The sequence below is a fragment of the Pseudomonas sp. CGJS7 genome, assembly GCF_036961695.1.
This window is the reverse complement of the sequence record NZ_JBAMDI010000123.1, coordinates 21,933-33,089: the sequence shown is the minus strand read 5'-3', so window position 1 is coordinate 33,089 and position 11,157 is coordinate 21,933. Positions and strand designations below refer to the sequence as shown.

Sequence of the window (11,157 nt, the reverse complement as noted above, 5' to 3'; positions counted from 1 at the left end):
CCGTTCTTCAGATCGATCGACTCGCTCGGATCGACGTTGGAACCGTTGGCGCCCTGCGCGGTGAGGGTGAAACCGGCGCCGGCCGCCTGCACCGCCTGATTGGTGGCGAACAGCTGACTGCCGTTAACCGCGTCGGTGCTGGCCGCGCTCAGATCGGCCGGCGCGACGTTGACGATCTTGTTCGGGCCGGTACCCCCGTGATTGGCGCTGTACGCACCTGCGCCGCCGTTCGCGGTCGGATCCCACAGCAGCGAGTCTTGGCCGAGCGAGGTGATCTTGCTGTCCACCGCCTTCAACTGGCTTACGTTGACCGCGTCGGTATCGACTGCACCTGCCGCCACATTGGACAAACGGCGCTCGCTGCCCGTCTTGCCGATCGATACCTCGCTGGATGCGAAGGGGCGGGCTACAGGATATGTCGAAGCATCTGGCACGTAAGCCGCCTCGCCGAGCGTGGCACCATCGGCGACCGAATTCGAACCCAGCGCCACGCTACCCGCGTTGCTGACTTGGCTATCCATACCAATCGCCGTTGCGCCAAAGGCACTTGCATTTGTTCTATAACCCAAGGCCAAAGCCCCTAACCCAGCCGCGTTGCCTTCGGTACCCAGCGCGGTGGCGCCAGAGGCACTAGCAACAGTATGCGAGCCCATGGCCACCGACGACTCACCGCTCGCATTGGCCGTATCGCCCAATGCCAAGGAGAAATCGCCGCTTGCCGTGGATTCATCGCCGATGGCGATCGCGTATTGCGCGGTGGCCTCCGAACCCGAGCCGAATGCCAGGCCGCTGAGCGCATTGGCTAGTGCATTTTCGCCGATAGCGATGGTTTCATCGGCAGCCGCGCGAGCGTTGTAGCCGACGGCGGTGGAGCTGGCGCCGGTCGCGAAGGCATCCGACTGCGCGTTGAGACCCGGATTGGTGCGGACATAACGCACGCCGTGGCCGTTGGTGTCCTGATAAGCCTGATCGGTCGGGCCGACCACAGCATTGAGCGCAGCAATGTCGCCTTCGTTCGTGGTCACGCGAGTTCCCAGCGCGGCCACGTTCTGGTTGGTCTGGAACAACTGCGAACCATTGACAGCGTCGGTTGAGGTCGCGCTAAGCGTGCCAGTGGCAACATTAGTCAAGGTGGTCGCGCCCGCGCCGCCCGGATTGAAGGTGACTCGGTTGTAGTTGAGCTCACCCGGATCGACCGCGCCGTTGCCATTGGCGTCATTCCAGTCGTATTTCACCGCGGTTTGGTCGATCGTACTGCCGGAAGCGACCAGATTCTGCACCGCCTGATTGGTGGCGAACAACTGGCTACCGTTGATGGCGTCGGTGCTGGCGCCGCTGAGGCGGCCGGCGGCAAGGTTGGTGACGGTGCGCTCGGCACCGGCGGCGCCGACACTAACCGTGCTGACCGGCGCGACGCCAGCGAAGTTGTAGGTCGTGCCGCGAATCACCGTGCTAGCGGTGCCGATCGCGGCCGCCGTGGTCGCGCCATCGCCGAGCGCAACGCTGCGTGCGACGCTGGCTGAGGCGCCGTTGCCCAACGCGATACCGTTAGCGGCAGTGACCGTGGCACTATGTCCCATGGCCACGCCGGAGGTAGCGATGGCCGCCACAGACGATTGCGCGCCGATCGAAATCGAATCGACGGCGGCGGCATTGGCACTGCCCGTGGCGTTGCCGCCGACCGCGATCGCGCCGGTGCCGCCCGCGGTCGCGCCCTTGCCTAGTGCAGTCGCGTTGGTATTGGTGGCTTTCGCTTGGTAACCAAGCGCGGTTGCATTTTGCACACTCGCCAAGGATTGGAAGCCGATCGCGGTGGCCGCCGTTGCAGTGCCGGCGGCGCCAGCGCCGATCGCGGTGCTTTGGCCGCCTGAGGCCAGCGTCTGGTCGCCCACGGCCGTTGACTGCATCCCTGTCGCCTTCGCGGAGTTGCCGAAGGCACTGGCGTTGTCGGCCCCCGCATCTGCCGAGGTACCGCACTGGATTCTGCCGCTGCCGGTAGCGTCGTTAGTGCAATTTAGTACTGTCTGTGCGTGGAGCCCCGAAGTAAAACTTGCACCGAGCACGAGCGTAATAATCATCGTCGGCACTACCGCCGACGAAGCCTTCCGCACCTGCTTCTTACCGCCCTTAGCCAATTCCGAAGCGACCACCCAAGTCCCCAGCCGCCTGCTCCACACCTTGCAGAAAATGAAGTTCATCGGTCGTTCCCTCTCGCCGTGTCGGCGAATCGACAGCAATCAATTGAATATCGACCGTCGATCGATATCCGCCCTCGGTTAACGCGCCCTACAAAGGGCGAACCGTGTCGTTCTGGGGTTAGGTCGGCTCGACACTCTAGTCAGGCGCCACCGGGGCAATATCCGGCGACGCCAAACTGGTCGCAGTCGCCAGCGAATCCCGAGGCCACTCCGACGCGCTACCTAACTCCCGCGGAATACACGTTAGGGAGGTCAGGACATGGCTGACATGCAAGGAGCCATAATTTATTTGTGATTTCTTTGCAGCCTCGAGCAGGCTCCTGCACCGCGTGGCGGGAGCGCTGACAGAACATGCAAGTGCTTGAGGCGAGCCGGAAATTCAATGACTTATGGCGCAAGTAAGAGTGTCCGATCGCACGCAAAAAAAGAGGTGCGCGTCGCTTTTCAGAAAAATCAGAAAAAAATCACACGCGGACTAAAGCATTTCCGTTGCAGCTCACGCTCAATCAGGGGCGCGTCTGTCGCGTCTTAGTGATAGGCGCGGTCGCGTAATCCATGCTCGCCCCAATGGGCTATTACATGCCGCTCAAGCTGCTGATCCAGCGCCGCATCAACGTTCAAGAACCCGACAAATCCGCAAATGACTGAATCCGAATTCGAGCGTTTCCTGGACTTGCTGCGCGAACCGGGGACGCCGCACATTTCTCCCAAGCGAGTCATGCACGTATTGGGCATCCGGGCAAAGGATCTGACCGCCATATCGAATCCGAACGGAAACGTTGTCATCCGCAACAACAAAGCGACCGCGAGAATGCAGCGGCGCCTACGCGACCTCGCACGAGTATTGTCGGCCGCACACGCCAATCACGAGAGCGCTGAACGACTGGTGTACTGGTTCATGAACCATCCTATCCCGCAGTTCTACCACCGCACCGCATTCGAGCTCTACTCGGCCGCCCGCACCGAGGAGCTGTTATCCCTGTTGAGCTCAACGCGCCAGGACGCAAGCAGTGCGTGTGCGAACGGAATCTAATCGGTACTCGGGCGGCCGAGGCGACAGGCAATACCTGCGTCGACGCAGTCCCGGCCGGTCTGGCTGGATGCATTGTCTGAGCAGGCCAGCTCAAGCATCAGCAAGTACTGATCGCGACTGTCTACTTCGAGCAAGGGCGAGCGCCGTTAGCGCGATCGCCAGCCGATCAGCGATCTCCCCCGCTCAACCAGGTCAGGTCGTGTGCCAGGAATTGAAAGATGGGATTCGTCGAAAGCTGACCCAGCCCGCCACATCCAAGATCGATGAAGGCGGCCGGGACGCTCGCTCACCTGTTCGAATGAACGTCCTTCGACGAGTTTGGGCGATCTATTCGGATATTCGCAGATAAACAGAAAGAAAAAAGCACCCAAGAAAGGTGTGTGATTATTTCAGCCTTTTCTTGGCATCAGCGATGAAGAAAGGATTAGAAAATAATAAATGCGCATCAGGTCTTCTCGAAAATCGGTTGGCACATCATCGTCATCTACATACTATTGAACGCAAGCTTCTTGCGCAGTGGCCGCAACTGCCGATTTCGATCAGTCGCCGCCCCGTAAGCGATGCCGGCCGACCGATCTGCTCGATGTCCAGATTATCGCCTGCCCATAAACAACCGCCCCAGCAATCACCGCTCCCCACCTCTCCTGAGAGGCCACGCAACAAGCAAATTCGGCCAGCAGCATCAGTTGCGCTCCCGGTGCGCCGGTAAACGCAGCCAACACCCCGCGAAGATCTCTGTCGATCGGCAAAGCGAAAAGCTCTCGCCGATACGGGCGGCGCATGCCTGATGAAATTTGCGGGTCGGCGTTATGCAGTAAATGTTCAATTAGCGATCGTTTTTCAAATCCACCGTATCGACCAGCGGCGTGGCGCGGACCCGGCCAAACAATCCGGCCTGCCGATATCGATGGCATCTCGAGCAACAGGTGCTGGGCCACACGTTTCCGATAAGTGTGGCGTCACTACGCCCGACATCGGATTTGGTGGAGACCACATTCCCCAAGGCAACAAACCAACTTCCTTTCGATCCTTACTCGGAATCCTCACCATGAAAAAATCTTCCAGCAGGCGCCGTGCGCTCGCCCTCGCCATCACCGTGGCAGTCGGCACCGGGGCGCTGTGGTCAGGCCTGCCATCGTCTTCTGTCTCTCATGGACCGCAGCCCGAACCGCCCGAAGTCGCGGGTGCCGGCAGAGCACCACAAGTGGATGCACGCTTCCAGGCCGTTGCGTTTGCCGCCTCCGCCAAGCCGCTCAACCCGGCTCAAGCCAAGCTGGGCGGGCAATTGCTGAAGGCATTTCAAGTGGCCCAAAGCGGTGCCGTCGGTCGCCCGGGCTCTACGTCTTCCGTCGGTGCCGCGCAAGGCGGCGGCTCGCCGGGCTCAACACCGAGCATAGCCATGCAGGTCGCGGCACTGATCGAGGCTGGCGTGCCCGCTAAATTGCGCGAAGACAATCGCGTGTCCGTACACATCGATCTGGCCTTGACGCCCGAGCAAATCGAACGCCCGGCGACACTGTCGCAGATCGGCGCCGATCTGGCCGATCAACTGGTGCGTGCCGGCATCCGCGCTGAACCAATTTCCGGTTCGGCGGTGCTCGAAGCAAGCGTGCCGCTCGACCGTATGGAGTGGGTCGCACAAAACCCGCTGGTCGTGCGGGTCGACCTCAAGGCTCTTCCGACCTTCAGCCAACAAGCGCTGAACCGTGTTAGCACACAAGGAGCGGTTGCCAGTGAAGTGCGACATTTGCATCAGCTAGGCCTGCGTGGCGAGGGCGTCACCATTGCGGTGATCGACGGCTTCGACGACGACGAGGGCGAAGTGGCCGAACTGCAGGCGTCCGGCGAATGGCCGGCTGATGAGCGACTGACCCGCGGCAACCGGGCCAACAAGGCTTTCGGTTCAAGCGGTAATCCACACGGAAATGCAGTGCTCGAAATAGCCTATGACCTGGCGCCGCAGGCCGATTTCATTGCCTACGACCAGAGCGGCGCTGGCGATTGGACCGCGTATGTGCGCCACGCGGCCAATCTCGATGAAAACAATGTCGCTCAAGGCAGCCCACGCGCGCACATAATCACCGCCTCGCTCGGCTATGAGAGCGGTAGCATTGGCGATGGAAGCGGTCGCCTGGGCTTTCTCAGGGGGCTCTACGATGCGATCCGCGCTGCGCGTGCTAACGGCGTCGTGGTGCTCAACGCCGCCGGCAACGAAGCGCTGAAGCATTGGGGTGGAGTGACGAATGTCGATGCCGGCTTCCAGCGTTGGAATGCCGCTGGCGATACTTACAACCTTCTCAACGACGGCGAGTGCGTTGTCCCCGACCCGGACTATCCCATATCGATCTCCCTGTTCTGGAACGACTGGGCCGGTGGTGCCGACCCCGCCAATGTCACTGACCAGGACTACGACCTGCATTTGTACCGCCGTGTTCGAATCGCACCCGGCGTAAACCGATGGTTGGAGGTCGCGTCGTCCAACCACGCCCAAAACGGTGAAGTCGGCCAGGCGCCGTCGGAAACTATCGATTACGTGCCGGCAGCCGGCCAAGCCACGGCCGAATGCCGCGGCCGTGGCGACGCGGTTTACGCTGTGCGGGTAAGCCGCAATACTCCCGGCGCCAACAATAACCTGCAGTTGTTCAGCAGCTACGCAATCAGCCAGTCGACTCCCGAGCGTAGTTTGAGCTTCCCCGCCGACTCGCGGGACGTGATGACTATCGCCGCGCTGAATGTGGACGATTCGAATCTAGAGGACTACAGCTCTCGTGGTCCGGTCCTGGCTGCGGGCGGCGCCTTGCCAGTCGGTGCTGTGGACGCCAATCCGAAGCCGAATGTCGCCAGCTTCGCCAATGTCGATACCGTGACCTATGGGCGGCGATGGTTCAACGGCACATCTGCGGCGACGCCGCATGTCGCCGGCCTGGCTGCGCTTATCCGGCAGCGACAGGTTCAACTGGTACATCACGAGGCATTGGATGCTCCGGATGTTCAAGACACCCCTGCACGCCGTCTGGCTCTCCGTCTGGCTCTGGCCAACGCGACCCTAGACAGTCTGCAACAGATCGCCCGCAGAAGAGGCAACGATTTGGGCGAGCCCGGGCACGACGTCAGCTACGGTTATGGCCGCGTCCGCTTCCACGCCAACGCTGACGACTGCTTCGTCGCGGCGGCGTATCGCGGCGACGTCGTAGACATTCTGCAGCAGGCGCTGACCGCGCAGGAGCGTCGTATACGTGTCGACCGCAATCAGGCGAGATGCGACGCGCTCCGGTGAGTCGGCACCTGCCCGCTTGAAGCGGATGCCAATACAGCGATGTGCGCGCGGCGGGAGTCCACGAGACTCTCGCCGCTCTTGTCAGTGAGCGCATAACGTCGTTGTGCTTTCGATTCGGAGCTGTCGGACCGGCAATCATCCGGCTCATGCAGAGGCTTTGTCATGTTGCGCTTATTCATTTCTATCATCATCACGCTGCTATTGTCCGCACCGGTGTGCGCTCAGAATCCGGTGGTCAAATCGGTTGCCAAGGCACCTTCCAAATCCGTTTCAGAAACGACGCCTGTACCATCAGCCCCTCCCGGGCAAAAGTCTCCAACGGAGCGTGCGCAGGATATTCTCTATCGTCGTAGCCCGGCAGTTGCACGACTAGCAGATTCCAGCGAGTCTTCGTTGGAGTTTCAGGAGCCGCGACCATTGATGCGTTGGGAAAAAAACACAAATACGAACCTCGGCCTGAATGACAGCTACCGACGTGAGCGCTGTGCGTATTCGATCAAAAAGATGCGCGACGCGAGTGTCGACGAAAAAAGCCGGCGCGAAGTTCAGGCGCGCAATGAATGTCGGGGCGTCAGTTTCGGTGACTGACGTGCTTCGCCGCTTCTGTAGTTGCGTACGGGTAAGGTGCAGCTTTCCTCGACGGTTCCATCGCTGGTGGCCAAAGGCGAGCAGAGCTATCGTAAAACCGTACCCAGTTATGAGCGCGTTTCATTCGGCGACTGCGAAATTGTGGTCGCATCGGTCCCATTACGGGATCAGGCCTGGTTGGTATTCGCCGTGGCATCGAAGGCGGAAGCGCATCCATAACAATGGCGGCGCCCTGCCCTCGTCGTTCTCGTAACGCTGCCTACGCTCCCCGCCCTAGCGCACCGGCCACGGCGCCGGTCCCTGCTTCGCTATCTGTGCAAAAGAAGGAGCCCCGGAATTCGGGGCTCCATTAGGTCTTTCTGCCGCCGAGCCGCGCTCGCGCGATTGCTCGATTACGCCGAGCATCGCGGCGCGCACGGCGTGGGAATTTGTCCGCGCGGCGACGAACTGCTCTCACCGCACTAGTGCCCCAACAAGCACTGCTGCATCGCGCCCCGCGCCTTGATCCCACCCTGAATCTGCATGTCCAGCACCGCGCGCCCCTCCAGTTCCAACTGCAGCGGCGAGCGGTCGGAGATCGAAGCGATCGTCGTCGCTAGGTCGGTCGGCATCAGCAGCATGGATTCGCGCTCGGACACCGGCACGTGCACGACTCGCACCTCAACTTCGCCGCGGTCGCCGCGCATCGTGGCCCGCGCCTCACGCGCCTGCGCGACCGGCGCCAGCCGTTTGCTCGCAATCGCCAGCGCGCCGCGCGGATCGGCCGCGCTGGGACCGACGAACATCACCCGCTGGTCTTCGCGAAAATAGATCAGCGAACAGCCCAGGCCCTTGCGGTCGCCCTGGCGCAGCAGCCAAGTACCGTCGACGGAATGGTGAACCTTGCGGATGCCCGGCACCGACGGCAGCTTGGCCAGTGCGTCGGAGCGGCCGCCGACGCCTACGCCGGCGTCCGGCGTTCCCAGTTTGGGCGCCGGCACGCTGGATCGCGGCGGGAAATAGTACTCCTTGAATAATCCTTCCTTGTCCAGATCCTCGCGCAGGATCGCCGAGAACGGCGACTCACCGCGCAGTGGCGCGTGGAAGGTCTTGAAGGCGGCGCAGCGCGCACCGTCGCGCTGGCAGGTCGCTTCCAGCGCGCGCCGCGCCTGGCGGGGGTCGTTTCCGCTGGCCGCGCGCATGCGCCCCTGCGCGTCGCGCGCGACCGAGACCGCCAGGTTGGCGCCGGATTCCAGCACCGCGCAGCCCTCACCCAGGGTCCGCTTGCACGCGTCCAGCACCACCGTCTCGGCGGCCTGAAGCCGGTACTGGCCCCAGGTCGCCCAGACATCGGGCAGGTCCGGATGCGCGGCCACGGCGATGTAATTGTCGACCGGGACGTCGGGCACCGACGGCGCCCTACGCGGCCCGGAGTCGCCCCCGCCGCCGCCGCCGGCCGGCGCGCACATCGGTGTGGCGGCAATACCGTTGGACCCGCCGCTCACCCCCACCTGCACTTCGCCCGGGCCGGGGCCGCTGCCGCAGGGGTAGGCCTGCGCCGCGCAGAGCGCCGGCCAGCACGCCGCCACTACCGCTACCGCCACCCACAGCCCGGCTGACCGGCGCTTGCGCGCGCCCGACGCGTCCTTTCGATTCCAATCCATGCACTCAGCTCCTGTCGCAGACGCTGCAGTCTCGATGCACGCGCATCAGCGCGTCAACGCCGCCCCGCCCAGGCCGCAAGCGAGAGCAGGCCTAATGCGGCCAGAAGCGTCCCTTTCAAAGGACGCCTCCTGCCGCGCCCCCAAGCGACCGATGCCCGATGCAAGCCATTGCAAACCGGCAGCGGGGCCATGCTCAGCGTAATCATCGACGACCTCTTTTCGTTGGGTGGCGTGGGCAAGCGGGCGATTCGCCGCAGCGCGATCAGAACGCGTAACGGAACCCAACCCCCGCAGATCTGCCACGCGCCGGCACGCCGGTGGTTACGGTTGGCGACGAGTAGTTGCCGTAGAGGTCGTAACGCTCGTCGGTCAGGTTGTCGGCCCAGGCGTAGAACTCGGCCGGGCCGTTCTCCAGGCCCACGCGCAGATCCAGCTTCTGGTACCCGCCCAGGTCGAAGTGGTTCTGCGGGTCGGCCGGCCGGCTGCCGATGCTGCGGTAATCGAGGCGGAAGTTGAGCGCCGGCGCGGACAGGCCCCAGAACGTCGGCAATTCGCGCCGATAGCCGGCGGTGAGGTTGCCGCTCCAGTGCGGGATGTCGGGCGCGCGATTGCCGGCGGCGACGTCGCCGCCGGATACGCCGGTCGCGGGGCTGGTGATCTTGGCGTCGATGTAGCTCACGCCCGCGCCGAAGCTCCAGCCGCCGGCCAGGCGCCACTGGCCTTCCAGTTCGACGCCCTTGCTGCGGGTGTCGGCATTGACGGTGCTGACCGCCATGGTGTTGAAGTCGTAGCCGAGCAAGTGGTCGTCGCTGACCTCGCTCAGATACACCGCGCCGCTCAGGCTCAGGCGCCGATCGGCCGACTCGTGCTTGAAACCGAGCTCATAGGTGTCAACGCTCGCGGCCTTGTACGGCAGGCTGTCGATCGGCTGGGTCGAATAGTCGTTGAAGCCGCGCGATTTGTGTCCGCGTGCAGCGACAGAGTACAGGTTGGTGGTCGGGTTCAAAGCGTAGGAAAGCGCTACCCGGCCGGTCAGATAATCCTCGTCGACGCGGCGGGCGTCGGATACGCCGGGAGCGGCGGAGCCGCCGGTGAAGTACAGGCCGTTGTAGGTCTTGCGCTCGTTGGTGTAACGCAGGCCGCCGGTGAGCTTGAAGGCATCGTTGAGCGGGATGGTGCTTTCGCCGTAAACCGCATAACCGTCGGTATCGAAGTCGCGTCGTTGCAGGTTGCCGTTGCCCAGGTACAGCGAATCGAAGCTGCGTTCGGACTTCGACCAGTTGGCGCCCAGCACCCAGAACCGCTGCGCATCGGGCAGCGACGACCAACGCAGATCCTGGCTGCTCACGCGCTCGTCGGAGGAATCGGTGACCAGATACTCGAACGGCATGCCGTACAAGGCTTGAGTGATGCGCCGGTCGTAGCCCTTGGTGGCGACGAAGTCGGCGCGGGTGTGCGCGGTGATCGAGGTGATCCGGCTGGCGTCCAGTTCGTGATCGATCTGCAACGAGTAGCGGCGGGTGTCCTTGCGGTTGCCGTCGAACACGCCGGGCGTCAGGTCCAGGCTGGGACGGTCGCCGAACGGTCGCAGCAGTTCCATGCCGGCCTTGTGGCGCGTGTTCTGTCCTTCCACGATCAACAAGGCTTCAGTGCCCTCGCCGGCATCCCACAACAGGCTGCCGCGCAACGCGGTTTCGCGCGGCTCGACCATGGGCTTGTCGTCGTTGGCGTTCTCGATCCAACTGTCGGAGCCGGAATTGCGTACGGCGATACGACCGGAGAGCTGGTCCGACAGCGCGCCGCCAACCGCGCCCTCCTCCAGATGTTGTCCGTCCTGCCCTGCTTCCAGGCGCAGATAGCCTTCGCGCTCGCGGGTCGGGCGCCGGCTGGTGACGTTGATCGCGCCGGCTTCGCTGTTGCGGCCGAACAAGGTGCCCTGCGGTCCTTTCAGCACTTCGATCCTGTCGACGTCGAAGGTCGCCAGCGATGCATGCCGAACCGACATCGCCACGCCGTCGATGTTCATCACCACCGAGCCGTCGTCCATGCTGACCTGATTGAGCGAGCCCACGCCGCGGATGCGGACGTTGGCGTCGTTGGCTCCGCCGTAGGAGTTCACGTCCACGCCGGGCGAGTTGCGCAATACGTCTTCGACATCCAGCAAGCGGCCCGCTTCGACGTCGCTGCCGCGGGTGACGCTGAGTCCGAACGGCACGTCCTTGGGACGTTCCTGGCCCAACCTCGCGCTCACCGTGACGGTCGGCAGTTCGGTGGCGTCCACCGCGGCCGCGGCCTCAGCGTCGGGGGCGGCGTCGGCTGCGACCGCCGCGCACGGCGCCAGCGCCAGCGCGATCGCCAGCGCCAGCGCATCGGTGCGACGGCCGGTGGCGGGCGCGAAATACTTCGGGTACGACATAT

General features: G+C 63.3%; 7 protein-coding genes. 3 read left to right on the top strand and 4 right to left on the bottom strand.

Annotation, left to right across the window (positions count from 1 at the left end):
• On the bottom strand, positions 1 to 2,198 hold a 2,198-nt coding region (locus V7787_RS42560; RefSeq protein ID WP_336093647.1), incomplete at its 3' end, for an ESPR-type extended signal peptide-containing protein.
• Between the two features lie 640 nt (positions 2,199 to 2,838).
• Between V7787_RS42560 and V7787_RS42555 the strand changes: the two genes are divergently transcribed.
• Positions 2,839 to 3,231, top strand: a complete 393-nt coding sequence (locus V7787_RS42555) for a hypothetical protein (RefSeq protein WP_336093646.1) — start codon at positions 2,839 to 2,841, stop codon at positions 3,229 to 3,231.
• Between the two features lie 539 nt (positions 3,232 to 3,770).
• On the opposite strand, the gene V7787_RS42550 is transcribed toward V7787_RS42555, so the two are convergent.
• Positions 3,771 to 4,169, bottom strand: a complete 399-nt coding sequence (locus V7787_RS42550; protein ID WP_336093645.1) for a hypothetical protein — start codon at positions 4,167 to 4,169, stop codon at positions 3,771 to 3,773.
• Positions 4,170 to 4,279: 110 nt separating this feature from the next.
• Between V7787_RS42550 and V7787_RS42545 the strand changes: the two genes are divergently transcribed.
• Together V7787_RS42545 and V7787_RS42540 are read left to right on the top strand one after the other, a co-directional pair.
• The gene (locus V7787_RS42545) at positions 4,280 to 6,508 is read left to right on the top strand and encodes a S8 family serine peptidase (protein ID WP_336093644.1); all 2,229 of its coding nucleotides are present in this window, start codon (positions 4,280 to 4,282) and stop codon (positions 6,506 to 6,508) included.
• 162 nt (positions 6,509 to 6,670) lie between these two features.
• A complete protein-coding gene (locus tag V7787_RS42540) occupies positions 6,671 to 7,096 on the top strand; it encodes a hypothetical protein (RefSeq protein ID WP_336093643.1) in 426 nt (141 codons plus the stop codon).
• 461 nt (positions 7,097 to 7,557) lie between these two features.
• Here V7787_RS42540 and V7787_RS42535 read toward each other — a convergent pair whose 3' ends face one another.
• Together V7787_RS42535 and V7787_RS42530 are read right to left on the bottom strand one after the other, a co-directional pair.
• Positions 7,558 to 8,739: a DUF4189 domain-containing protein gene (locus tag V7787_RS42535; RefSeq protein ID WP_336093642.1), complete on the bottom strand. Its 1,182-nt coding sequence runs from the start codon at positions 8,737 to 8,739 to the stop codon at positions 7,558 to 7,560.
• Positions 8,740 to 9,001: 262 nt separating this feature from the next.
• Entirely contained in the window at positions 9,002 to 11,155 is a 2,154-nt protein-coding gene (locus V7787_RS42530; RefSeq protein ID WP_336093641.1) for a TonB-dependent receptor, read from the bottom strand.
• Between the last annotated feature and the right edge of the window lie 2 nt (positions 11,156 to 11,157).

Excerpts from the sequence above, each read along its gene's own strand:
- V7787_RS42535 (WP_336093642.1), bottom strand. The coding sequence starts at position 8,739 with ATGGATTGGAATCGAAAGGACGCGTCGGGCGCGCGCAAGCGCCGGTCA.
- V7787_RS42540 (WP_336093643.1), top strand. The coding sequence starts at position 6,671 with ATGTTGCGCTTATTCATTTCTATCATCATCACGCTGCTATTGTCCGCA.
- V7787_RS42545 (WP_336093644.1), top strand. The coding sequence starts at position 4,280 with ATGAAAAAATCTTCCAGCAGGCGCCGTGCGCTCGCCCTCGCCATCACC.
- V7787_RS42555 (WP_336093646.1), top strand. The coding sequence starts at position 2,839 with ATGACTGAATCCGAATTCGAGCGTTTCCTGGACTTGCTGCGCGAACCG.
- V7787_RS42530 (WP_336093641.1), bottom strand. The coding sequence starts at position 11,155 with ATGTCGTACCCGAAGTATTTCGCGCCCGCCACCGGCCGTCGCACCGAT.